The organism is Paenibacillus sp. G34 (assembly GCF_056856875.1).
The window spans coordinates 1,017,761-1,043,190 of the sequence record NZ_CM166469.1 but is presented as its reverse complement, the minus strand read 5'-3'; the positions used below and the strand labels follow the sequence as shown (position 1 = coordinate 1,043,190).

At 46.9% G+C, this 25,430-nt stretch carries 20 protein-coding genes, 3 rRNA genes and 1 riboswitch; of the genes, 6 read left to right on the top strand and 17 right to left on the bottom strand.

The genetic code is table 11. From position 1 onward, the window contains the following. Window positions 1–93 precede the first annotated feature (93 nt). The 4 genes from AC1VYS_RS04655 to AC1VYS_RS04640 all read right to left on the bottom strand — a co-directional run bounded on the left by AC1VYS_RS04655 (window position 94) and on the right by AC1VYS_RS04640 (window position 4,400). On the bottom strand, window positions 94–786 hold the full coding sequence (locus tag AC1VYS_RS04655) for a response regulator transcription factor (RefSeq protein WP_482913203.1): 693 nt from the start codon (window positions 784–786) through the stop codon (window positions 94–96). Continuing rightward, window positions 779–2,260 carry a sensor histidine kinase gene (locus AC1VYS_RS04650; protein ID WP_482913202.1) on the bottom strand — a complete coding sequence of 494 codons (1,482 nt, stop codon included), beginning with the start codon at window positions 2,258–2,260 and terminating at the stop codon, window positions 779–781. The genes AC1VYS_RS04655 and AC1VYS_RS04650 overlap by 8 nt, the downstream gene beginning before the upstream one ends. Before the next feature lie 222 nt (window positions 2,261–2,482). Further along, a complete protein-coding gene (locus tag AC1VYS_RS04645) occupies window positions 2,483–3,151 on the bottom strand; it encodes a pectate lyase (protein ID WP_482913201.1) in 669 nt (222 codons plus the stop codon). Window positions 3,152–3,518: 367 nt separating this feature from the next. Then, complete coding sequence (locus AC1VYS_RS04640) at window positions 3,519–4,400, bottom strand: radical SAM/SPASM domain-containing protein (RefSeq protein WP_251507479.1); 882 nt, start codon at window positions 4,398–4,400, stop codon at window positions 3,519–3,521. Between the two features lie 229 nt (window positions 4,401–4,629). Continuing rightward, window positions 4,630–4,732, top strand: a riboswitch (TPP riboswitch). A 347-nt stretch (window positions 4,733–5,079) separates the two neighbouring features. Between AC1VYS_RS04640 and thiM the strand changes: the two genes are divergently transcribed. The 4 genes from thiM to AC1VYS_RS04620 all read left to right on the top strand — a co-directional run bounded on the left by thiM (window position 5,080) and on the right by AC1VYS_RS04620 (window position 8,273). After that, window positions 5,080–5,889: a hydroxyethylthiazole kinase gene (thiM, locus tag AC1VYS_RS04635; protein ID WP_482913200.1), complete on the top strand. Its 810-nt coding sequence runs from the start codon at window positions 5,080–5,082 to the stop codon at window positions 5,887–5,889. Then, window positions 5,889–6,701, top strand: a complete 813-nt coding sequence (gene thiD / locus AC1VYS_RS04630; protein ID WP_482913199.1) for a bifunctional hydroxymethylpyrimidine kinase/phosphomethylpyrimidine kinase — start codon at window positions 5,889–5,891, stop codon at window positions 6,699–6,701. The genes thiM and thiD overlap by 1 nt, the downstream gene beginning before the upstream one ends. Beyond that, the gene (thiE, locus tag AC1VYS_RS04625) at window positions 6,701–7,366 is read left to right on the top strand and encodes a thiamine phosphate synthase (protein ID WP_482913198.1); all 666 of its coding nucleotides are present in this window, start codon (window positions 6,701–6,703) and stop codon (window positions 7,364–7,366) included. Before thiD ends, thiE begins: the two co-directional genes overlap by 1 nt. 451 nt (window positions 7,367–7,817) lie before the next feature. Next, entirely contained in the window at window positions 7,818–8,273 is a 456-nt protein-coding gene (locus AC1VYS_RS04620) for an Lrp/AsnC family transcriptional regulator (RefSeq protein WP_090917359.1), read from the top strand. Between the two features lie 33 nt (window positions 8,274–8,306). Here the strand turns inward: AC1VYS_RS04620 and AC1VYS_RS04615 are convergent, their stop codons facing one another. Continuing rightward, window positions 8,307–9,494, bottom strand: coding sequence for an MFS transporter (locus AC1VYS_RS04615; RefSeq protein WP_482914908.1), 1,188 nt, complete (start codon window positions 9,492–9,494; stop codon window positions 8,307–8,309). A gap of 263 nt (window positions 9,495–9,757) precedes the next feature. On the opposite strand from AC1VYS_RS04615, the gene AC1VYS_RS04610 reads away from it, so the two are divergent. After that, window positions 9,758–10,501, top strand: coding sequence for a MerR family transcriptional regulator (locus AC1VYS_RS04610; RefSeq protein WP_482913197.1), 744 nt, complete (start codon window positions 9,758–9,760; stop codon window positions 10,499–10,501). A 301-nt stretch (window positions 10,502–10,802) separates the two neighbouring features. On the opposite strand, the gene AC1VYS_RS04605 is transcribed toward AC1VYS_RS04610, so the two are convergent. The 12 genes from AC1VYS_RS04605 to AC1VYS_RS04550 form a co-directional block, all read right to left on the bottom strand. Beyond that, window positions 10,803–11,285, bottom strand: coding sequence for a hypothetical protein (locus tag AC1VYS_RS04605; RefSeq protein WP_482913196.1), 483 nt, complete (start codon window positions 11,283–11,285; stop codon window positions 10,803–10,805). Between the two features lie 289 nt (window positions 11,286–11,574). Continuing rightward, complete coding sequence (locus AC1VYS_RS04600) at window positions 11,575–12,231, bottom strand: deoxynucleoside kinase (protein ID WP_482913195.1); 657 nt, start codon at window positions 12,229–12,231, stop codon at window positions 11,575–11,577. Next, window positions 12,228–12,851, bottom strand: a complete 624-nt coding sequence (locus AC1VYS_RS04595) for a deoxynucleoside kinase (protein ID WP_482913194.1) — start codon at window positions 12,849–12,851, stop codon at window positions 12,228–12,230. The genes AC1VYS_RS04600 and AC1VYS_RS04595 overlap by 4 nt, the downstream gene beginning before the upstream one ends. Window positions 12,852–13,094: 243 nt before the next feature. Further along, window positions 13,095–13,211 (bottom strand): 5S ribosomal RNA (gene rrf, locus AC1VYS_RS04590). 146 nt (window positions 13,212–13,357) lie between these two features. Continuing rightward, window positions 13,358–16,282 (bottom strand): 23S ribosomal RNA (locus AC1VYS_RS04585). A 341-nt stretch (window positions 16,283–16,623) separates the two neighbouring features. Beyond that, a 16S ribosomal RNA gene (locus AC1VYS_RS04580) occupies window positions 16,624–18,179 on the bottom strand. The 16S, 23S and 5S rRNA genes sit together here, the layout of an rRNA operon. 704 nt (window positions 18,180–18,883) lie before the next feature. Beyond that, window positions 18,884–19,048, bottom strand: a complete 165-nt coding sequence (locus AC1VYS_RS04575) for a DUF3934 family protein (RefSeq protein ID WP_482913193.1) — start codon at window positions 19,046–19,048, stop codon at window positions 18,884–18,886. Window positions 19,049–19,186: 138 nt separating this feature from the next. After that, entirely contained in the window at window positions 19,187–20,407 is a 1,221-nt protein-coding gene (locus AC1VYS_RS04570) for an MFS transporter (protein WP_482913192.1), read from the bottom strand. Window positions 20,408–20,428: 21 nt separating this feature from the next. Further along, window positions 20,429–21,034, bottom strand: coding sequence for a TetR/AcrR family transcriptional regulator (locus AC1VYS_RS04565; protein WP_482914907.1), 606 nt, complete (start codon window positions 21,032–21,034; stop codon window positions 20,429–20,431). A gap of 209 nt (window positions 21,035–21,243) precedes the next feature. Continuing rightward, on the bottom strand, window positions 21,244–22,395 hold the full coding sequence (locus tag AC1VYS_RS04560) for a S1C family serine protease (RefSeq protein WP_482913191.1): 1,152 nt from the start codon (window positions 22,393–22,395) through the stop codon (window positions 21,244–21,246). Between the two features lie 12 nt (window positions 22,396–22,407). Continuing rightward, window positions 22,408–23,547, bottom strand: coding sequence for a hypothetical protein (locus tag AC1VYS_RS04555; RefSeq protein ID WP_482913190.1), 1,140 nt, complete (start codon window positions 23,545–23,547; stop codon window positions 22,408–22,410). Between the two features lie 318 nt (window positions 23,548–23,865). Beyond that, window positions 23,866–24,291: a VOC family protein gene (locus AC1VYS_RS04550; protein ID WP_482913189.1), complete on the bottom strand. Its 426-nt coding sequence runs from the start codon at window positions 24,289–24,291 to the stop codon at window positions 23,866–23,868. A 277-nt stretch (window positions 24,292–24,568) separates the two neighbouring features. Here AC1VYS_RS04550 and AC1VYS_RS04545 point away from each other — a divergent pair, with 277 nt between their 5' ends. Continuing rightward, window positions 24,569–25,324 carry a class I SAM-dependent methyltransferase gene (locus AC1VYS_RS04545; protein WP_482913188.1) on the top strand — a complete coding sequence of 252 codons (756 nt, stop codon included), beginning with the start codon at window positions 24,569–24,571 and terminating at the stop codon, window positions 25,322–25,324. The last annotated feature ends 106 nt before the right edge of the window (window positions 25,325–25,430 follow it).

Below are 25,430 nucleotides of genomic sequence, written 5' to 3'. Positions count from 1 at the left end.
TGTTGCATCTATCTATAGCGTAGGGGATAAAAAGAAACTCCACAGGACAAATATATTAAAAAAATATAAACTGCAACGAATCTTTCTCTAAACTTATATGGTGAAACGATACCCCGCACCCCAGACCGTTTTGATGTATTCGGGATGCTTCGGATCACTCTCCAGTTTCCCGCGCAGCTTGCGAACATGCACTGTTACCGTTGCAATATCACCATTCGATTCCATGCCCCAGATCCGTTCGAACAGATCGGATTTGCTGAATACGCGGTTCGGATGACTCGCCAAAAATACAAGCAGATCAAATTCTTTGGTGGTGATGCCCACCTCTTCTCCGTTCAAAAATACACGGCGTGATCCCTTGTCGATGTGAAGTCCGCGAATGTGAATCTCATCCTGTTCAGCAGGTTTGCTCTTACCGAGCAATCTCTCGTACCGGGTCAGGTGAGCTTTGGCTCTTGCGACCAGTTCGCTTGGGCTGAACGGCTTCGTAATGAAATCGTCGACACCGAGATTAAACGTGCGGATTTTATCGATCTCCTCTTTTTTCGCGGATACGACAAGGATCGGCACTTCCTTCTCCTCACGAATGAGCCTGCATAATTCGAAGCCGTCCATACCTGGAAGCATCAAATCTACGATGACAAGTCGGTAATTCTCGTCCAGAACACGGCGTAAACCTTCATCCCCGTTATGACACAGCTCTACCGTAAATCCGTGGAGTTCGAAATAGTCCCGCTCCAGTTCGGCGATGGTCGTTTCATCCTCAATGATCAGAATATCAGTCATGCTTTTTCCCCCTTTCATCTATGAGCCGTTTCAATTGGATATGGATGCTTGTGCCTTCACCCAGCTTGCTTTTTGCCCAGATTAAACCACCATGTCCAGCTACAATCTGGTGGGCAATAGCCAGCCCAAGACCACTTCCGCCCGTAGACGAGTTGCGTGACTGCTCGGCTCGGTAGAAACGCTCAAATATATGAGGCAGATCTTCCTCGGATATGCCTTTTCCATTATCCTGGAATATAATGGTATTCCACTCCTGATCGGCTTCAAGAATAATGTAGAGTCGTTTGTCGTCATCATTCATATATTTCAGTGCATTCTCTACGATGTTAACTACTGTGCGCTGTAATTTATCGAGATCAACAGCAGACACCACGGAGCCTGATGCTCGGTTATGCCATTCAAGTGCTACACCCTTATCCTCCAGATCATATCGCAATTCCTCGATGCTATCCTCTATAAAATCAACCAGATCGATCGGATTAAACACAAAGGGTTCCTGGTTCAAATCCAGTTTGGAGTATAGAAACAATTCATCCACCAGTTTATCCATGCTAACCGCTTTGGAATGAATAATGTTCACGTAAGTGTCCATCTTCTCCGGTGTGTTCGCTACCCCATCCCGAATTCCCTCAATATACCCTTTAATATTAGTAATCGGCGTGCGAAGATCATGCGAGATGTTGGAGATCAGCTCTCTGCGGTTAATCTCATCTTGCTGCCTTAGCTCATTGGATCGTTGCAACTGTTTGCGCATACTCTCAAATGCCTCACTCAGCTGTCCAACTTCGTCATTGGAGTCCAGTTCAAGCTTGAAAGACAAATTACCGTTTTTGATCTGTTCGGCCGAACTTCGGAGCTGATGCAACGGTTGAATGAAACTACGTGTGATCCAGCGGAACAAAAGCAGGTTCGCGATGATTAGGACACTAATCAACAGGAGAGACATCACAGGTAACAGCTTGCGAGTCAGTTCTGCAAAGGGGCTTCTTTCCCGAATAACAAAGATGCTGCCCCGTTCTCCATCGGAATAATTAAAATCAAACTTGGCATACGCATAGAAACGCTCACCGATATTAAATGTGCTTCGAATCTGGTTGTTATTCAGATCATAGGCGGGCAATGCCTGTCCCAATCCGGGTTGGTGGAATGTCCGCGATTCAAAGATCGGACTGTTCTCACGCCTCACATAGAGCCCGGATTTCTCGGCTCGAAGCTTCATATCGTATTCACGGAGCAATACCTTGTCCTGCAGCTCGTCCGGATTACTTTTCGCCGTAAACTTCATCTCTTGAAAGATCGTCTCTCCCTGCTCCGTGAGAGGATTGATCTGATAATGGACTTTGTATATATCTCGGAAACTTTGCAAATCTCCTGTTGCCGCAATCGTATAGAGACTTGCTGTAAGCAAAATAAACAGGAGACTGATAACAAGCATGCCTGTAAACGAAAGTAGCATTTTGATGCGAATTGACATATGTATCCCCTCTTAATCATGCGATTGGTACAGTTATTTAGTGCACATGTTATCACAAGATGCTTCCTGTTGCCCATATGCAAATCCAATTGGCTACATGTCGTGGTATGGCTATGAGCATAAAAAACAGGGTGAAGCAGCATTTCCTCCGCTTCACCCTGTATGGTGCATATGGCTTAATGATATAAGCCACATGGTTTGGAGCATTTCGCTCAGTGCAGTTTAATACTGCGTATTACCGGACTGGCTCGTTTTACCCGAAGCAAATCCTTTGAACAGCGTTGGCACTTTGGAATAACGGGTATTTGTAATTCGGCCTTGGGAGCTACTGCTGTCGGTGCGCATAATGGCATCTTTTACGTTCGAGATGTTGGAATTATCAAGAGTCATGTTGACAGTGAATGTTGTGCCTCCATTTTGCCGCACCAGCTTGCCGATATCATCGGCACGGAAGTTCTTAATGTTAATTGTGCCTGCCGCATTGATCTGGAACACTTTATCGTACGCTTTGTATGCCGCACCGCCTGTAATATTCACCGTTCCTGACGATTTTAGCGTCAACGCGTCCTCGCCCACATCCTGCCATACCACATTGGAGATATTACAGTTACCATAACAATGTACACCGTCTGCCGCTGGCGCACCAATGATGACATTTTTCAGTGTAGCGCCTGCTTCCAGCCGGAAGACCGGCTTCTGATTCTCTGCTTGAGAACCGTCACCCAAAGTAGACGGATTGGCAACAAAGGTTTTCCCCTGTCCATCGTACGTCGTACCCTTAGGTACAACAATCGTTGAGTTTACAACTGTCGGCGCAGCCGCTGCGGGTAGTACACCAAATATGGAAGCGACCAGACCGGCGGACAACAACAGCGTTAACATTTTTTTCATCATCAACATCCTCCCTTAATATGAGTAAATTCGTCTCCAAGCACGCTGGCTTGTCTCACAGAACCGCAGAAGAGAACACCGCTCGGAACCTGTCTTCATCCTACAAAAAAAGGGAGATTACAGGAATAATCTTGAGATCAGATTTACATTTTTCAGCATAAATTCAGATGGTAATGCCTTGTTATTTGAATATCGTATTTTTGATATGCACCGATATTAACTCGTAATATGCTGTTTTTACCTTTAAATTCCATTAAAAAAAGCCCTATCGTCTGATGCCAGGCAATAGGACCTTAAAACGTTTTATCTATACTTCTCAGACAAGCCTGACTTCGCTAGAAATTATCCTACGATGTGCCACACCTTCTCAAGCTCCTGCTCCGAACCGCTGACGGTATCCGCACTTGCGGCAAAGTTCTTCTACGGCTTCCCGTTTGGAAAAACCGTACACCAGATTGTTTGCACGCTCTCCGTCCACAATGTCGGAAAAAGACTTCTCATGGATGTTCCCAAGGTTGATGACCCCTTCTCCATCCAGACAACATGGAACCACGGTTCCATCAACAAGCACAGCTGCCTGACTACGAAGTGCATGGCAAAAACCTTTACCATCATCTTCAGGGGCATCGAGACTTGGCCACTGGAATTCATGATCCTGATTCAGGTATACGTTAGGTGCAATTTTTACGCCGCTACCTGGAAGAACCTTTTCTTCAATCCGGAAGTCCAGATTAAATTCCCGTTCGAGCACCTCAAGCGTCTCCCGATTTCGATTCATCTGAGCATTGGTGAAGTTATCCTGTGTCAGATTCCATAATCGGAACGACACAATGACATTATGTTTCACCGCTTCACGCACAAAAGACAAAATGTTACGTAAGTATCCGTCACGATCCGTAGAACCTTCATGACCATCAAAGCTGTGCAGTGAGAAATTCATCTGTCTCAGTGCAGGTTTACCCAATAATTTATGCTGTGTCTTCGGCAGCAGTGTACCGTTGGTCGTAATGTTAACTTTAAATCCCTTGGCATGAGCCATATCCAGCAGCAAGTCAATTTTGGGATGAAGGAGCGGTTCCCCTTTGACGTGCAGGTAGATATGTTTCGTGTGTGGTTTGATCTGATCCAATATATTATTAAAGACTTCAGGGTCGATAAATCCTTTGGCTCGCTTCGTTTGCGGACAAAAACTGCATGCCAAATTACAGATGCTTGTAATTTCAATATATACTTTCTTGAACGTTTTCAACTCAGGGTCCCCATTCTGCCGGGAGGAACAACAGTCCTGCCCTCATTCGTAGTACGGCCATATGAGCCAATCCCCATTATATCGGGTTAACGAGCCTAGGTAAATCGTAATCAGAGGATCCCAACAAAAGTCCAGTATATTTTCATCATAATTTCAAAACACACATACCCTCCCTATTTACATTAAGCCAAGTTGGATATATGCTGAGGACATAACTGCATATCTTGTACATTTACACTGGGGGAGCCTTGCGGCTGAGACGAATACGACGATTCGGACCCTTTGAACCTGATCTGGATTATACCAGCGGAGGGAAGTGGAGCAGCTTTTATTGGCAGTGGATGATCTCTATCCTTAATGGGGTCAACTTCAGTTCAAACGTATAGCTCCGCTCATTTCTCCGGAAATGGGCGGGGCTTTTTTGAATTTTGGCGATGTGGTTACTAGTGTGCTGGTTGCTTGATGACCGAGAAACTAGCCGTTCAAAATAAAAATTTCGAAACAAGGAAAATTCCTTTCCCGAGTATGGATTCAAATGTTCCGAATATAAAATCTCTGTCATCCCGTGAGAAGAAAGCAGTTATTGGGAGCATGATGCAAAATGCTCTTCTTGTCGATATCTGAGTGTGATTCACTCTCATCACCATCAAGATCATTCGAAATCAAGGAGGAAATGGCGATGTCTTATCTGGAACGTGTACGATCACTCAATCCTTTGGTTCATAATATTACCAATCTTGTGGTTGCCCCTTTTACGGCAAATGGTCTGCTTGCCCTCGGAGCCTCTCCGTTTATGGCCTATGCTCAGGAAGAAGTCGCTGACGTCGCTCGAATGGCTGGCGCGGTGGTTCTGAACATCGGCACATTGGATGAAAGGGTCATTCAAGCGATACGTCTAGCCGGACAATCAGCTAATGCACATCATGTACCTGTTGTACTTGATCCTGTCGGTGCAGGAGCCACAACATATCGCACGGATACAGTACAGATGCTGGTTCGTGAGCTTCGCCTTACGGTATTGCGAGGCAATGTCGCCGAAGTCGCTCATGTCATTGGTGTACCATGGAATATCAAAGGTGTGGATGCCGGGGCTGGCGAGGGAGACCGAATAGACATTGCCGAGCGGGCAGCGCAACAGCTTGACTGTATTGTTGTCATTACAGGCCAGTACGACATTATTACTGACGGATATCATACTTTCCTCACAAGCAACGGACATGCATTGCTCACCCAAGTTACCGGGGCAGGCTGTCTGCTCAGCTCAGTTATTGGTGCTTTTGCTGCGATTGCCAAGCCGAGGCGCGACTTGCTGAACAGTGTGGTGGAGGCTGTCTCAACCTATGGTATAGCCGCTGAACAGGCTGCAGTGCGAACGGCTCATCAGGGGCCGGGCAGCTTTCAGATTGAATTGTTAAATCAACTGGCGCAGGTCACACCTTCACTGTTCTCCGAGCATGCACAAATCCGTCAGATTCGTGGAGGTGTGTAATGAATATTGCTCAAGCGTTAACGATTGCCGGGTCTGATAATGGTGGCGGTGCAGGAATTCAGGCGGACCTCAAAACCTTTCAGGAACTTGGTGTATACGGCATGACGGTCATTACTGCAATCGCCGCGCAGAACACAACAGGGGTTCAAGGCGTGTTTCCAATTGATTATGATGGCATTGCACAGCAACTTGATTCAACGGGAACCGACTTTCAGCCGCGTGCCATCAAGACAGGTATGCTGTATAGTGCAGAGATTATTCGTCTTGTTGCGGCAAAATGGCAGCAATTCGGCTGGTCTAATCTGGTCATCGATCCGGTGATGGTTGCCAAAGGAGGTGCGCCTCTGCTGCAACAGGAGGCTGTGCAAGCACTCATTCATGATCTGCTCCCCCATGCCTTGCTTATTACACCTAACATCCCGGAAGCCGAACTACTTATCGGGAAATCGATTCGGAACCTGAGCGAGCGTGAGGAAGCCGCCAAGCAATTGGTGCGGATGGGTTCAACGTATGCCTTGATCAAAGGAGGACATGATACCGGCAGCGGTATGGTTATTGATGTCTTGTATGACGGGCATTCCTTTCATTATTTGGAGAACCTTCGTGTCATGACACGTCATACCCACGGAACCGGCTGCACATTCTCTGCTGCCATTACCGCGGAACTGGCGAAGGGTTCCCCTATTCTGGCTGCCGTTACGACCGCTCGAGCATTCATTCAGGCAGCCATTGAAGATGAGCTGGGATTCGGGACCGGGCACGGGCCAACGAATCACTTTGCGTACCAGCGCAGACAGCGAGGTGAACGCTGATGCGTAGATGGGATACGGAAGCGGTGCGCCGCGCGCTGCCGTTGTATTTGGTAATGGGCAGCGTCAATACGACGCGTGACCCGGTGGAGGTGCTCCGCCAGGCGATTACTGGCGGCATCACGCTGTTCCAGTTCCGCGAGAAGGGAACTGGTGCCCTGACAGGCGAAGCCCGCATGACGCTTGCGCTGCGGCTTCGCGAGGTGTGCAGCCAGCACGGGATACCGTTCATCGTGAACGATGATGTGGAGCTGGCTGTGGCCGTAGAGGCCGACGGTGTGCACGTCGGCCAGGACGATGCGGACGCGGCGCTGGTACGCGCCCGCATCGGCGAAGGGCGGATGCTTGGCGTATCCGCCCACTCCGCCCTTGAAGCCCGCCATGCCGTGCAGGCGGGCGCAGACTATCTTGGCGTCGGGCCGATGTACCCGACGCGCTCCAAAGCGGATGCCCACGCTGTGCTGGGCCCCGCCGGGGTTGCGGAACTGCGCGCCGCAGGCATCGCAGTTCCGGTGGTCGGTATCGGCGGCATTACGCCCGATACCGCGGCCGCCGTGATGGCGGCTGGAGCCGACGGCATAGCCGTCATCTCCGCCATCGCGGGCGCGGCCGATGTGCACGCAGCGACTGCACAGCTCGCTGCGATCACCCGCAGGGAGCAGGCATAGCCATGCTCCCCGCCCGATAATGCAAAGGATGCAGCCACTCGCTCTGCATCCTTTGCATTCTTATTTTATTCTTCGCATCCTTTGTCTCCTTTGTCTCCTTCACATCCTTTGTCTCCTTTTTTCTCCTTTACCTCCTTCTGCAACCTATACATCCTCCTACATCCTTTTTCAACCTTATCCTTCCGCAATTTTTACATCTTTTATCTTCCTTATCTTTCCACAACCTGTGCATCCTGTTGCACCTGTTACATCCTTCTGCATCCTATAAAAACCTTTCACCTTTCTCACCTTCTTCCCACCTTGCATCACGCATCCATTTCATCCCAAGCTTATTTAATATATAAATCATTTTTGTTATAAAGCTTCACATTTACAAATGATTATCTTTTAATTACTATGAATATAAAAGCATCTCCCAAAAATCACCTATAGAATAAAAGGAAGTGAGTTTATGGATCAGATCGATAGAAACATCCTGTTTCATATGGAAAATCAAGCCAGATTGTCCATGACCGAATTAGGAAAATTGGTGGGACTTTCACAGCCAGCCGTCACGGAACGTGTAAAACGACTGGAGGAAAGTGGTGTTATTGAAGGGTACCGCACCATCATTAATCCGCAAAAATTAGGAAAACAGAGTACATCCTATCTACTATTTCAGACTAGAGAATGCACTGCTTTCCTTGATTTCTGCCGTATGTCGCCCGAAGTTGTAGAATGTTATCGCGTCAGTGGAGAACACAATTATTTATTGAAAGTCATGACAGATTCTATTGCGGACTTAGAGGCATTCGGAAATCAATGTGACAAATACGGAACCTATACTACACTTATCGCAATGTCCTCGCCTATTGCATCCAAAAACCTAATTGATGAACCCCAGTTCCTGATCTCAAAGGAATCCTAACCATTCATCTTTTCTATTTTAGATATCACCATTTCAAGGTGAACTAGGAAATCCGTGTTTTTTAGAGCACAACGTGATGAGAAGAGCGATAAACAACAATATCACCAAGGAACCCGGCAGGAATCTAGCTCCGCTCCAATGAAGCAGGATAGCACCAACCATACCTCCCGCACCGATCCCTAGATTCCATGCCGTTACCAACATCGATTGGGCGATATCGGCACTGCGGCCTCCTGCATGTGCAATAGCTGTTTGGAGTAACGTTGCCGCTCCGCCAAAGGTCAATCCCCATGCAATCACTCCTATAATGATAACAGCCGGCTGATTGCTCCAGATTGCCATCGCCGCTGAGGCAAAAGCAAATATCGCAACACTTAATAGCACCAGTATCCTTAAGTAGCGATCAATCAGCAGTCCAATAATCCAAATACCCATCACTGAAGTTACGCCAAATAGGAGTAAAATCAGATCAACTCTATGGGCCAGTGCTGTATTTTCCAGAAAAGGAGAAATGTAAGTATACAAAATATTATGAGCTAACACCCAGGCAAGCACCACAAATAAAATAGGCCGTATTCCAGGAAGAAACAGGATTTTATGCAGTGAGAGTTGATTCTGCTTGACCTCACCTTCATAATCTGGAACTTTCCAGAACACCCATACAATAAGCGCGAGCGTCAATATAGATATCGTTCCAAAGATTAAACGCCAGCTTACATACGTTCCAAAAAAAGTACCGATCGGAACACCAAGCGCTAATGCCAAAGGTGTACCTGCCATAGCAACGGCTATAGCTTTTCCTTTTAATGACTCTGGCACCATCCGACGTGCATATCCAGCGGTCATTCCCCATAGCACCCCCGCTGCTACTCCTGCACAAAAACGTGCAATCAACGTTATAACATATACCGAAGATAAGGCATTCACCGTGTTAAATAGGAGAAAACCTATAATACATAGCAGCAAAAGAGGTCTACGTCTCCACCCGCGAGTTGCCACAGTCAGTGGAATTGCCGCTGCCAGAGAGCCTGCAGCATACAACGTAACAAGTTGTCCGGCTTTTGCCTGCGTTATGCCAAGACCCATGGCAATCTGAGGGAGTAGCCCAGCAGGCAGGCTTTCAGTAAGTATGCAGATAAATCCTGCCATAGCTAACGCCAGTAGAGCCGCCCATGGAAGACTTTGTTTTTGGGCATATGTATCGTCTTTAATGGAATACATCTCGTTTGAAATCACAATGAAAGCCCCTTTATTCTGTATTTTGGATAGCTCGAATACTCACTTGCTATCTTTATTAAGCTTACAGAAATAAGCAGAGGTTTTGCATAAAGCATTAAAGGTACTTAAGCTTGTTAACGAAGAAAAACCTTGTTTTTCACAAGCTTTGCTTTGAATTCCTATGATGCTCCTTTTTCACATCATTAACGTATTGACTCTCACGTAACGTGACATTGTACAATTCATGGTGTAAGGAGGTTTCACCCATGGCCATGAAAGTAAAAGAAGTCTCCGAACTTGCTTCAATCAGTGTGCGCACACTGCATCACTATGACGAGATCGGGCTACTTGTTCCAGATCAGGTCACTGATGCCGGATATCGAATGTATTCGGATGCCAATCTGGAACGACTTCAGCAGATTTTATTTTTCAAAGAACTCGGCTTCTCGCTGAAAGAAATCAAAAACATTTTAGATGACCCCGCCTTTGATGCGGAGGAAGCATTGCATATGCACAAACTCATTTTGCTGGAAAAACGCCAGCGTCTGGATCAAATGATTACCACCATCGATAAAACCGTACTACATCTAAGAGGAGAGATTGAAATTACCCCTAAAGAACAATTTCAGGGTTTTGATTTTAGTCAAAATCCGTACGAACAGGAAGCCCGTGAGCGCTGGGGTGACAACGCCGTCAATGAGGCAAACCAGAAATTAAATGACCAGCCGGCTGACAAACAAAAAGAACGATCTAATCAGATGAATGATATCTTTAGACGGTTAGCTACCATTCGCCACACTACACCCGAATCTGCCGTAGCACAGGCCGAGATTAAACAATGGTACATTTACCTGAATGAGATCGGGAACTATTCCCCAGAAGCCTTCAAAGGACTTGGTCAGATGTATGTGGATGATGAACGTTTCACGCAGAATATTGATCAGTTTGGCGAGGGGCTGGCACAATTCATGTGTCATGCCATGGCTGTATTTGCCGACACCAGAAAATAAGGTAACATCTGTACTTGCTGATCTGAGTTATTTTCCTTCCACTAGCAAAAGGACGTAACGCCTGAGGCGTTACGTCCTTTATTAGATCTTCGCTTATCCTCAGCCGCAATGTGATCATCCTAATGCCGATGTCCACTCCGAGAAATCCGTACTTTGATCTTTTTTAATCTTTACTTTACTCTTTACTCTGATTTTTACTCTAGCCCTTATGCTCTTTTCTATTTATCCTGGCTCTACTCTACTTTGCTTTGTTATTACTGCTCACTTACTAAGCATGTAATCTGCATCCGTTTAGCTGTTCTTACGCTCTTGGTGCTTGATCCGAGGTAGATGCTTCGGATGCCATGCTTGTTTTCGCCATCCGGCCTGGAATTTGCCAAGCAGATACGATCGCCAAAACAATGAACAACCAGTCTGTAGGCTCACTGAAATATTCCTTAATCGTTTCCGTAAATGCACTTATCATTTCCCCATCAAACACCAAAGTCAGTACGCTCACGTCTGTAAACAATTCCGATGTAAAGTAAACCACCGTCAAATACTTGCCAAGCAAAATGCCCACCAGTGCGAAAACAACAGCGATAATTTTGTGCACCGTTGCAATTTGTTTGTTCGAGAACAACACGACAGCGTACCCGCATAGTACACCAACCAGTATCGCAATAAGTCCAACCTCATACTCCGTCATAGCTGCAACCGCAGCCCATACCACACCTCCCAGTATGGCAGCAATCAATCCACCGATAATCGGCATCCCAATCTTAATTCCTTGCTTCTCTTCCACGATGTCTTTCCCTCCTGAGTCATGCTTATACTATATTTCCAGATTTCACCTTTCCTATAAAACCACAAAAAGCTTCAAATTTCAACATATTTCTGTGATTTGTTACATATATTCATACATATTTAGAGATAGCTTCTCATCTAAATCCGTCATTACTATATAGCTCCATCGATCTAATTCCTTTATTTTGAATCACTCTATGTAAAAAACACCCCTTCCACAGCCTCAATCGCTGTAAAAGAGATGTCTATTTCACCTAGCCTAGCCTTATAGAGAATCCATATAATGATTATACCTGAGCTTCTTTGGAAGGCTGTATAACAGCTGCAATCTGTTTAAGAATGGCATCGACCGAAGCAGGATCATGTACATCATATTCGTCTATATTCAAACGCAGTACAGGACATGCTGTAAACTGATTGATCCATACGGAATAACGCTCATGCATGTGTTCCCAATACGAGCGGTCTGTCTGGATCTCCATCTCACGTCCACGTTCCGTAATTCGGTTCAGAATCGATGGCAGACTGCCTTCGAGATAGATCAGAACATCAGGGTGTGGAAAATAAGGCGTCATAACCATCGCTTCAAACAAGCTGCTATAGGTCTCAAAATCGGTAGCAGACATCGTCCCCTGATCCGCATGCATCTGTGCAAAGATACCCGTATCCTCATAGATCGAGCGGTCCTGTACAAAACCCCCGCCCATTTCAAAAATCTTTTTTTGCTCTTTAAAACGCTCAGCGAGGAAATAGATTTGCAGATGAAAACTCCAACGCTCAAAGTCATGATAAAACTTTTCCAAATACGGATTATGATCAACCTGCTCAAGAGACGTTTTGAAATTCAAACGATCTGCGAGTGCTGCCGTTAGTGTGGATTTTCCCACTCCTACCGTTCCTGCTACTGTAATTAATGCATTCGAAGGAATGCCATAGTTATTCATATCATAAGCTCCTTTACTTGATTAACAATCTGCCTGAAATGCTCGGGATGTTCCACGAAGTCAAGTTGCTCCGCATCGATTTTGAGAATGACCGGCGGATTCGTGCCATTGGCCAAATAATCCATACCTGTTTTATAGTCGGCAATCAACTGTTCCATATAAGCAGGGTCCATATCTTGCTCAAAGGAACGCCCACGCTTGTTGATCCGGTACATCAAGGTATCCAGCTCAGCTTCAATGTAAAGCACCAGATTCGGTTTGGGCAGGTCATCCGTTAACAAATGATAGATTTGGCGGTATTTATCCCGCTTTGTTCCTTTTAAGGTACGCTCAGCGAAAATCATATTTTTATAGATATGATAATCTGAAACGACCGGGCTGTTCTGCTGAATAAAGTGTACACCAGTGTCTTCTAGTTGCTTAAACCGGTTGCATAGAAAAAACATTTCGAGTTGGAAACTCCACTCGTCAATATCCTGATAAAAGGAGGCTAAAAACGGGTTCTCCTCAACAATTTCTTTAACCAGCGGAAGGTTTAATTCGTGGGAAAGCATCGTAGCTAACGTTGTTTTCCCCGCTCCGATTGGACCTTCAACAGCTATAAACGGGGCTGATTTCATGGTGTTACTGTTCCTCCTCGTAATTATGCGTGTTCCGTTTCAATATAGACCCCACCTATTGTATCACAGCTTAGCGCATTGGAAAGGCAGTATTTTATGTATAAAACAAGTCAAATCGACATGATTAGCCATACTTGCTTCGTATCATAACTCGAACCATTTTTTATTTAGTCTATACTGGCTTATACTTATGCAACTAAATAAAAAGACACACCTGATTTTCATCAAGTGTGTCTTTGATTTGCTTGGCGGCGTCCTACTCTCCCAGGACCCTGCGGTCCAAGTACCATCGGCGCTAGAGGGCTTAACGGTCGTGTTCGGGATGGGTACGTGTGGAACCCCTCCGCCATCGCCACCAAACGCGATTGGTCGAAGCAATGCTTCTTCCATCATTCAGAACTGAAAATCATACACACACTCGGTGATGTACCCATTTTCACTTCATTCAGAGTGTTGTTCTCTGAAAACTAGATTCGAAACGAAACGTACGCGACTAAAACTTGCTATTGGATAAGCCCTCGACCGATTAGTACTGGTCAGCTCCATGCATTGCTGCACTTCCACCCCCAGCCTATCTACCTCGTCGTCTTCAAGGGGTCTTACATACTGGGAAATCTCATCTTGAGGGGGGCTTCACGCTTAGATGCTTTCAGCGCTTATCCCGTCCGTACATAGCTACCCAGCGGTGCTCCTGGCGGAACAACTGGTACACCAGCGGTACGTCCATCCCGGTCCTCTCGTACTAAGGACAGCTCCTCTCAAATTTCCTACGCCCACGACAGATAGGGACCGAACTGTCTCACGACGTTCTGAACCCAGCTCGCGTACCGCTTTAATGGGCGAACAGCCCAACCCTTGGGACCTACTTCAGCCCCAGGATGCGATGAGCCGACATCGAGGTGCCAAACCTCCCCGTCGATGTGGACTCTTGGGGGAGATAAGCCTGTTATCCCCAGGGTAGCTTTTATCCGTTGAGCGATGGCCCTTCCATGCGGTACCACCGGATCACTAAGCCCGACTTTCGTCCCTGCTCGACTTGTAGGTCTCGCAGTCAAGCTCCCTTATGCCTTTGCACTCTTCGAATGATTTCCAACCATTCTGAGGGAACCTTTGGGCGCCTCCGTTACTCTTTAGGAGGCGACCGCCCCAGTCAAACTGCCCACCTGACACTGTCCCCGTACCCGCTAAGGGCACCAGGTTAGAACCTAGATACGATCAGGGTGGTATCCCAACGGTGCCTCCACGCAAGCTGGCGCTCACGCTTCAAAGGCTCCCACCTATCCTGTACAGATCGTACCCAAATTCAATATCAAGCTGCAGTAAAGCTCCATGGGGTCTTTCCGTCTTGTCGCGGGTAACCTGCATCTTCACAGGTATTAAAATTTCACCGGATCTCTCGTTGAGACAGCGCCCAAGTCGTTACGCCATTCGTGCGGGTCAGAATTTACCTGACAAGGAATTTCGCTACCTTAGGACCGTTATAGTTACGGCCGCCGTTTACTGGGGCTTCGGTTCACAGCTTCGGATTGCTCCTAACCACTCCCCTTAACCTTCCAGCACCGGGCAGGCGTCAGCCCGTATACTTCGCCTTACGGCTTCGCACAGACCTGTGTTTTTGCTAAACAGTCGCTTGGGCCTTTTCACTGCGGCCCCCTCGTGCTATTCACACTACCGGGGCACCCCTTCTCCCGAAGTTACGGGGTCATTTTGCCGAGTTCCTTAACGAGAGTTCTTCCGCGCGCCTTAGAATTCTCTTCTCGCCTACCTGTGTCGGTTTGCGGTACGGGCACCTTCATCTGGCTAGAGGCTTTTCTTGGCAGTGTGAGATCATGACCTTCGCTACTGTAATTTTCACTCCCCATCACAGCTCAGCCTTACGATGTGCGGATTTGCCTACACATCAGCCTCACTGCTTGGACAGGCATCCATCAGCCTGCGTCACTACCCTACTGCGTCCCCCCATCGCTCGTAACGATTTACGGTGGTACAGGAATTTCGACCTGTTGTCCTTCGACTACGCCTTTCGGCCTCGCCTTAGGTCCCGACTTACCCTGAGCGGACGAGCCTTCCTCAGGAACCCTTAGGCTTTCGGCGGATCAGATTCTCACTGATCTTTTCGTTACTCATACCGGCATTCTCACTTGTATAATGTCCAGCGCTCCTTACGGTACACCTTCAACCCTTATACAACGCTCCCCTACCCCTGATGCAAGCATCAAGCCATAGCTTCGGTGGTGTGTTTAGCCCCGTTACATTTTCGGCGCAGAGTCACTCGACCAGTGAGCTATTACGCACTCTTTCAATGGTGGCTGCTTCTAAGCCAACATCCTGGTTGTCTGTGCAACTCCACATCCTTTCCCACTTAACACACACTTGGGGACCTTAGCTGATGGTCTGGGCTGTTTCCCTTTTGACAATGGATCTTAGCACTCACTGTCTGACTCCCGGAAGTAAGTCTATGGCATTCGGAGTTTGACTGAGCTTGGTAACCCTTGCGGGCCCCGCACCCAATCAGTGCTCTACCTCCACGACTCTGTTTTCCGAGGCTAGCCCTAAAGCTATTTCGGGGAGAACCAGCTATCTCCGAGTTCGATTGGAATTTCTCCGCTACCCCCACCTCATCCCCGCATTTTTCAACATGCGTGGGTTCGGGCCTCCAGTGCGTGTTACCGCACCTTCACCCTGGACAGGGGTAGATCACCCGGTTTCGGGTCTACGTCCACGTACTCATTCGCCCTATTCAGACTCGCTTTCGCTGCGGCTCCGGCTCTTCACCTTAACCTTGCACGGGAACGTAACTCGCCGGTTCATTCTACAAAAGGCACGCCATCACCCCTAAAACGGGCTCTGACTTTTTGTAAGCACACGGTTTCAGGTTCTATTTCACTCCCCTTCCGGGGTGCTTTTCACCTTTCCCTCACGGTACTGCTTCACTATCGGTCGCTAGGAAGTATTTAGCCTTGGCAGATGGTCCTGCCGGATTCATACGGGGTTTCACGTGCCCCGCACTACTCGGGATCCGTCTCGGAGGGAACAGACTTTCAATTACAGGGCTTTTACCTTCTTTGGCGGGCCTTTCCAGACCTCTTCGCTTAACCGGTTCCTTTGTAACTCCATGTGAGACGTCCCACAACCCCAAAGAGCAAGCCCCTTGGTTTGGGCTTCTCCGCGTTCGCTCGCCGCTACTGACGGAATCACTATTGTTTTCTCTTCCTCAGGGTACTTAGATGTTTCAGTTCCCCTGGTATGCCTCACACTAACCTATGTATTCAGTTAGGTGTAACTGGAAATTACCCCAGCTGGGTTTCCCCATTCGGACATCCCCGGATCAAAGCTTGCTTACAGCTCCCCGAGGCAGTTTCGTTGTTCGCCACGTCCTTCATCGGCTCCTAGCGCCTAGGCATCCTCCGTGTGCTCTTAGTAGCTTAACCTCGTTCTCCGGTTTCGGCTGCTCGCTTCCCTTGTTTTGCTTCGCAAAGCCAAAAGTCGCTCCCATCCGATACCATCGTACGTGCAATCTACCGTTTTTATTGAAACTTGTTGAACACAAGTTCAGCTAAAAAGGAATGTTCTAATTCGCGTTTGTTTCGTTTCGATATCTAGTTTTCAAAGAACAAATCGTTTGGTTCGGGCCGTTCACGGATGTGTCGGTCGAATAAACGAGAAGTTTTGAGAGTTTGAGCTCTCAAAACTGAGCAACGAGTGAGTAACTAGCCGACCTGGCTAGATTTTAGTTTTGAATGTCTTCGTTGCAGAAGACGATTCTCCATAGAAAGGAGGTGATCCAGCCGCACCTTCCGATACGGCTACCTTGTTACGACTTCACCCCAATCATCTATCCCACCTTCGGCGGCTGGCTCCTTGCGGTTACCCCACCGACTTCGGGTGTTATAAACTCTCGTGGTGTGACGGGCGGTGTGTACAAGACCCGGGAACGTATTCACCGCGGCATGCTGATCCGCGATTACTAGCAATTCCGACTTCATGCAGGCGAGTTGCAGCCTGCAATCCGAACTGAGACCGGCTTTGGTGGGATTAGCTCCATCTCGCGATTTCGCAGCCCGTTGTACCGGCCATTGTAGTACGTGTGTAGCCCAGGTCATAAGGGGCATGATGATTTGACGTCATCCCCACCTTCCTCCGGTTTGTCACCGGCAGTCTATCTAGAGTGCCCACCCGAAGTGCTGGCAACTAAATATAAGGGTTGCGCTCGTTGCGGGACTTAACCCAACATCTCACGACACGAGCTGACGACAACCATGCACCACCTGTCTCAACTTTCCCCGAAGGGCACCTGATGCATCTCTGCTTCGTTAGTTGGATGTCAAGACCTGGTAAGGTTCTTCGCGTTGCTTCGAATTAAACCACATACTCCACTGCTTGTGCGGGTCCCCGTCAATTCCTTTGAGTTTCAGTCTTGCGACCGTACTCCCCAGGCGGAGTGCTTAATGTGTTAACTTCGGCACCAAGGGTATCGAAACCCCTAACACCTAGCACTCATCGTTTACGGCGTGGACTACCAGGGTATCTAATCCTGTTTGCTCCCCACGCTTTCGCGCCTCAGCGTCAGTTACAGCCCAGAGAGTCGCCTTCGCCACTGGTGTTCCTCCACATCTCTACGCATTTCACCGCTACACGTGGAATTCCACTCTCCTCTTCTGCACTCAAGTCACGCAGTTTCCAGTGCGATCCGGGGTTGAGCCCCGGGATTAAACACCAGACTTACATGACCGCCTGCGCGCGCTTTACGCCCAATAATTCCGGACAACGCTTGCCCCCTACGTATTACCGCGGCTGCTGGCACGTAGTTAGCCGGGGCTTTCTTCTCAGGTACCGTCACCTTGAGAGCAGTTACTCTCTCAAGCGTTCTTCCCTGGCAACAGAGCTTTACGATCCGAAAACCTTCATCACTCACGCGGCATTGCTCCGTCAGGCTTTCGCCCATTGCGGAAGATTCCCTACTGCTGCCTCCCGTAGGAGTCTGGGCCGTGTCTCAGTCCCAGTGTGGCCGATCACCCTCTCAGGTCGGCTACGCATCGTCGCCTTGGTGAGCCGTTACCTCACCAACTAGCTAATGCGCCGCAGGCCCATCCCCAAGTGACAGATTGCTCCGTCTTTCCAGTTCCCTTCAGGCGAAGAAAACAAGTATTCGGTATTAGCTACCGTTTCCGGTAGTTGTCCCAAGCTTGAGGGCAGGTTGCCTACGTGTTACTCACCCGTCCGCCGCTAAGTATCAGGAAAGCAAGCTTTCCATCAACTCCGCTCGACTTGCATGTATTAGGCATGCCGCCAGCGTTCGTCCTGAGCCAGGATCAAACTCTCCAATAAAGATGAATTTCGCAGCGTCGTTAAACGCTGTGCAACTCATCGGGGTATTGAAAAGAGCGATAAGCTCATTTTGAATCTGACGAGATTAAAAATCTCATTTGTGTTCCAGTTTTCATACAGCCGGATGGCATGTACCAAAACCTTCACGTTCATTCTGCAAGCAGAATGTTTTACTCACTCGTTGTTCAGTTTTCAAAGATCAAACTTGTTTCCGTTACCGAAAGTAGTTCGTTTCAGCAACTCTTATATAATATCATGTCCGAACCAACTTTGCAAGCTCTTTTTTTAAGTTTCTTTCGAAGCTTATTTCATTCGCTTGCCGCACCGTGTAAGCAGTGTTTTCTTGGCCGGAATAAGAATATACCATGGTTCACTTCTACTTGTAAAGCATTATTTATTAAATGTAATATTCCATATTGTGGGCTATACTCTCAGTTTACCGCACTCCAATTTAGGGACACTTTGTGTTTAAGTCACATTATCTTATGATACCTGTCGTCTATTATATAAACTTAAAAACGACATGAAGCATTCCAGTTTAATATTAACACCTATATATAGAAGGAACCTTATTAAATGTCCGTTCCCCATCTCTGCATTAAAAAAAGCAGCAGTTTTTCAGATACGCTTACCGCATCTGAAAAACTGCTGATCTTTAACAAATGATTTTCTGGATCAATGTTGCCTCTATCATTGCCCCTTTACTAGGACTTGTCTGTTGCTGATTCGGAATTTTCTTTATTCTTGGTGCCTTTACTTTTATAAGGCTTCGGGGTACTTTTCGCCCGGTTAGCAGCGGCTTGCCAGCGATTCCATCCCTTTTTACCCGTTCCACGACCTGTGCCACCCTTGCCTTTTGCTTTGCTCATCTTATCACTCCAATAATCCTGTCTATGCCTAAAATGATCTTCTTTGGTAACAATCCATTGTAACCTAGCCTAGGTGATTCACTTCCAGCAATTCTTATTATACCAAAATTGAAGTGTTCACGTTTAAATGTAGCAAAATTACACTTGAACCTTAGGCTCTTGTACAGATTTAACACTTCTTAGCACACGTAAGGATAATAAGAAACAAATGCCAAGCACGGCCGCAGCCGATACATAAGGGTAGTTGATATTCACATCAAACAACGCTCCAGCTACGATGGGTCCAGCGATGTTGCCCAGACTGGTGTACGCGGAGTTCAATCCAGCGATGAACCCCTGCTGCTCCTCAGCCAACTTGGACATCTGTGTGCTGATCGCCGGGCGCAAAATATCCATACCCAAGAAGACGGTAAATGTGACAACAAGGATCAGCCAGTACGTGTGAACAAACAAGGTTAATAACACAAATACAGATACAAACAGCAGACATACACTGATCACTTTCTTCTCACCAAATGTGTTCAGTAGCCAGCCAATCAGGGATACCTGCACAACTGCTCCGGCAATGGAACCAAACGTTATGATAAAGGCGATATCTGTGGTGGTGAAACCAAACTTTTTATACACAAAGAGCGAGAACACACTCTCGTAGTTAGCCAAACCAAAAGCCATAACAAAGACGATAATCAAACTAAAAAAGTACGGTTCTCGATAAGAGTTTACAAGTTGAGTGAACATACCCGGTGCTTTTACTTTTGCCACACTTTTTACAGGTGCAGCTTGCTCACTCGTGCTCCGCTCGGATTCGGGCAAAATAACAAGCGTAATAATTGCAGCCAGTAAGCCGGCTACGCCTGCAGCGTAAAAGGGAACTCGTATGCCAAACTCTGCAATATATCCGCCAATTCCTGGTCCAATAATAAAACCTGTCGAAATCGCTGCGTTTATGAGTCCCATGCCTTTACCACGCTCTTCTTCCGTTGTGATATCAGCCGTATAGGCCATAACCGCAGGAAAGATCATCGCCGCGCCAATACCACCCAGCATCCGGGCTGCGAAGAGTAGGTAAGGTGCATTTACCGCACCAAACATAAATTCTGAAACCGCAAAGATCAGCATCCCGAATACGATAATCTTTTTGCGACCCCACTGGTCTGACCATCTTCCTGCAGCTGGAGAGAACAGGAACTGTGTGAATGAGAACGCCGCGAACAGAAGTCCCATCGTGAAGCCCGTTATATGAAGTAAATTCATATAAGCAGGCATAATCGGCACAACCAAACCTATTCCCATAAATACGAGAAAAATATTAAACATCAACAGCAGCAGTGCACCCCTGTTACGTGTCAGTAAAGCCATGATTCCATCCTCCATCGTTGTCTAATTATGCTGTTTATCCTTGGCAATCCCGTGCAGAAATACACCGGCTGCTTGGCGGTACAATGCGAGAGCCTCGTCGGGTTCCAGCTTACGCGACATTTGACTAAGCCCTATAATGGTACTTTCCAAAATCAACGCAAGATGCTCTACATTCTGATCATTGAACTCCCCGCTGTCTATTCCTTCTTGAATCAGCTGTTTATTGAATTGGATGTGCCGCTCAAACAATACTGCGATTCGTTCTTCAATATCATTCTCTTTTTGCGTTCCAGTGAAGAACTCGTCGGCTGCTTTCGTTAAAGGATGATTGATATCATCCATAATGAGCTGTTCCGCCAGGCCATAGATTTTCTCGGTGGAAGTGTGATACAGATGCACTTTTGACTTCCAGCTTGCTTCCCACTCCCGATCCCATTCATCAATAAGATAGAGAAAAAGCCCTTCTTTACTTTTAAAATGATAATATATATTCCCCTTGCTGCTTCCTGTCGCCGCGACGATATCCTCTATAGATGTTGCTTTAAATCCTTTTTGTACAAAAAGGGCTTTGGATGCATCCGCTAGTTTTTTCTTAGTCTGCTCGGACTGGAGCTGCTTTTTATTCAAACTCACAACCTTCACTCCATTCTTATATACTGAACATTCGTTCTGTATTCTATCAAATATATACCTAACCCGCAATATAAAAAGGAGAACCCGCTATTCTGCGAATCCTCCCTGATGATGTAACATCAATTACATAAGGTTACTTCTATTGCTTTAATCTGTTTAAATCAGACACCTTATTATATGCTATTGACCTTCAACGGATCATGCTATTTGATCTTCTTACCTTGCCCATGCAATATTTTCAATTGACCATTTTCGTATCCGACTTGGTAGGTCACATTATACCGGGTCGTTACATATTCTCCGTCCTTACGTTCTTCAGCAGCAATCACACCGCTTACTTCCATCTCTTCCTTACTCGTGCTCGTAGACGAAACTTTTTCCAGACTTACGTAACTGGTATTCGTATAACCTTCACGGAACTTGGCATAACTCGTGCCGCTCTGCCAGTCACTTCCGAGCAGGGCATAAGCAGACACATAATCACTCATACTCAGGTAGTCGTAAAATCCAGCCACTAACCCTTCAGCTTCAGATAATGCGGCCGACGAGGTCTGCGAGGATGAATCCCTGACCGTTTGCACCGCTTTGGCATCCGGGGAACGTTCCGACCATTGCTGTACCTGCTTTAACACACTCGTGATGGGTATGCTGAACCCGATTCCGCCCTCCTGTTTCACAACAGTTGAATTAATACCAAGCACCTCTCCCGTCTCGGCATTAATCAGCGGGCCCCCGCTGTTCCCGTTGGTAATCGGTGCGGAGATTTGATACAAGTTCGTGTATATATAAGGCGGTATTTCAAAACTACGGTCAAGTCCACTGATAATACCGGTAGTCACCGTATTTTCAAAACCGAGCGGACTGCCGAGTGCAAGAATCTCATCGCCAACCTCCGCTTTAGCAGATGCGATGGGCAGAGGTTCCATTTTCACAAGATCCGGGACTCTGACAACAGCCACATCCGTTTCTTCGCCAAAACCAATCACCGTACCCTGATATTCCTGATGATCCAAGGTGCGAATCGTCACCTCTTTGGAACCCTCCACGACATGCGCATTGGTAATGACATCGCCTTTGTTATTATATAAGAAGCCGGAGCCCAGACCATCGCTACTTTCAATCGTAACGACTTTTTTCTGACTATCTTCAATAATCTGTTTACGCGTTTTCTTCTCCGTTGTGTTTGAAGTTGCCTTTGCAATGGGCTTATCATCCTGTTTAGAGGAAGCAACAGCCAGTTTGGGAGCTAACGTCATTTCATCTGCTGTATGCTGTTGAATCCAAAACACGCCTCCTGCTCCAGCTCCAAGGATAATAATACTGGAAATGATCGTTCCCCACATCCGTTTGCTCATTTTATCGTCCCCCTACTCCACATACCATGATGCATTCGTAACTGTCACATTCGCTGCTTCATATACCCCATAATAGGAGGTTTCAAAATATCCCTCTGCACCTACATCCAATATAGACGGGTACACATAAACATCTGTCTCGCCGATGTAATCGCCATTGGAGGCATTTATGCTAACGATAAGAGCCACGGATGAGATCGGACGTGTTCCCTGATTAAACACCGCCCCGCTAATATGCAAGTCCCCATACTCGTCAAGCTCGGCAGACAGATCCGTTACATATACGGCCCCCGTACGATTGCGAAGCTCCTCCTCTGCTGCCTGCTGCTCTGCAAGTCGAATACGTTCTTCCTCTGCTTTCTCAAACGCCTTCTTCTCACGCAATACCTCATCCCGGTATTTGGCCAGCTTTTGGTCATCTGGTGCATAAGATAATCCGTTGTCCACGGTTTGCAGTGCTGCTGTAAAATCACGTTTTTTCACTTGCTGCTCTGCCTGCTTGTAACTAATACCTGCCAGCTTCTCGGTGATCTGCTTCTGCACAGCTTCGGCTTCCTTACCGCTGAGCTTGGATATCGTTTTGAGTTTATCTGCGAGTGCCTCCACAGTTGTTAACTGATCAATTTCCTTCTTCACTTTTAAAACAGCCAAGGTTACCTTTCGATTATTCAAGGCTGCTCTTGTTTTATCAAACACCGGCTCTTGCCGTTCGTTTAATGTTTTTGCTGCCGTTTGAATGACTTTATCCGCTTCGGACAGCTTGCCTGTTTTGAGTAAGTTAGCAGCTTCGTCCATCTGTTTCCATAGATCGCTTGCTTTCGCTGTAATCTGCCTGTCTTGAACAAGCGCTTTTACATCCGGTCTTTGGGCAAGAGCTTTGTCCAGCAAATCCAAAGCTTCTTCATATTTCCCGCCCAATGCAGCTTGCTCCGCCTCGAGATGCAGTGTCTTCACCTGAGCGTTAATCAGATTCTCCTGATTATAATAATACGTTAACAACGCACCCATAATTGCTGCAAGCAGCAGTGGGATTACCCATAGAAATGGACTGTTCTTGCGCTTAACCCCCGTTCCGGTTGCAGTTGCATTGCGTGGTTCCAGCCCTGCTGGCTCCGACCAGATTTGCTCCTCTGTGGAGCTGAATTGTTTCAACGGGGTTCCACACTTCTGACAGTGGTCTTCTCCGGATTTATTTTTCGTCCCACATATGTGACAGTACACCACGATCCCTCCAAACTAAACGTATGTAAATTCAGATTTGTCATCTGTTGTTTTGTTCTGTTGCCTAATCTCGGGGTGAATCGACATTTATCATATAGCAAAAAGGTAAAATGCACCATATACTCCTGACGAAAAAAATAAAAATAGCCCTCCTGTCTCCAGGAAGGCCTTGGCGTATATTCCGCGAGTCGTATCGATACGAGTCGTTTGATACGAATATAGTTGATTGATTTTATCCAGTCTGATGATCTATTCTGTCTGATTGGAGGGAAAAGCACTCAAATTGATATAGGAAACCTCCCACAGATGGTTGTCCAAGTCTTGAAAGCTCCGTCCATACATGAATCCGTGATCCTGAGGCTCATTATATGGTTTCGCTCCTGCATCAAGTGCAGCTTGTGCAATCGCATCTACTTGTTCCCGGGATTCAACAGATAAGGCTACGATCACTTCAGCTGTATCAGCCGCATTTGCAATTTTTTTCGTGATGAAGGATTGGAAGCGTTCTTCCACCAGCAGCATGGCATAGATATTGTCTCCAACAATCATACAGGTAGCCTTATCGTCCGTAAACTGGGCATTGAACTCAAATCCCACTTTCGTAAAGAAATCAACCGATTTCTTCAAATCCTGGACTGGCAAGTTAACAAAAATCTGATTTGCGCGAACAGCCACCATCGATCACCTCGGATTCCTAGAATAGATTCCACCCCAAAAATATCATCTCGCATATGCGCTGTCAATTCGGTATAATAAGGTTATTCCAACATGTGAGGTGAAAAGGATGTTGTTCCCAATCGTTCGAAGTAATTAATTGTCGGGCTGGATCAAAACGCGTACCAGCTACCAAGGGGTAGGTCTGTCCATTTGAGCCTGTTCGATGTGTAAAAGAACGATTGTACATGACAACAAGTCCTGATCATAACATCATATATTGGAGGATCAATTTAATATGACAAAACAATGGGATTACAACACATTTTATGAACGTGTCGGTCAGCAAAATGGATGGGATTTTAGCACGATGAAGGTTGTTTCTGAACCCGCAGACTGGGACTTCTACCGGGAAGTTACTCGCCACACGCAACTATCCGATCTGTTGCTGGATATTGGCACAGGTGGGGGCGAAGCGGTGCTTTCCATTGCAGAACACGCTCATCTGCTTGTTGGCATCGATTTGGCTCAGGGCATGATCGAGACCGCGCAGCGAAATCTGGCAAAGGCTGTGAACTGCTCCAATGTCCGATTCATGCAAATGGACGCGGACCACTTACAGTTTCCGAATCATTTCTTCAATATCGTATCCTGCAGACATTCCGCATTCTCGGCAGCAGAAGTGTACAACGTTCTCACAGAGGATGGGGTATTCCTGACCCAGCAAGTCAGCGAGCACGATAAAGTAAATATAGCGCAAGCTTTTGGACGCGGACAACATTTCGGCATTGAACCTGGAACGCTGCTGGATAAGTACAAACAGGAGCTGAAACATGCAGGTTTCCAGCACATCGAAGTTCGCGAATATAATGTATGCGAGCATTATGCTACACCGGAAGATCTCTTGTTTCTGCTGACGCATACGCCTATTGTTCCTCATTTTGGAGAGTTCGCATCGGATCTGAACATCTTCGAGCAGTTTGTGCAGGATAACCGAGACGAGAAAGGTATCCGTACCAACTCGGCACGGTTCATGATTACGGCCAAAAAATGATAGTTAATAAATAATCTGATATAAACTATATGAAATGAAATAAAATTAAATAGATAGAATAAAAAACGCGCCTTGGTGAACCAGTTTGGTTCCAGCCAAGAGCGCG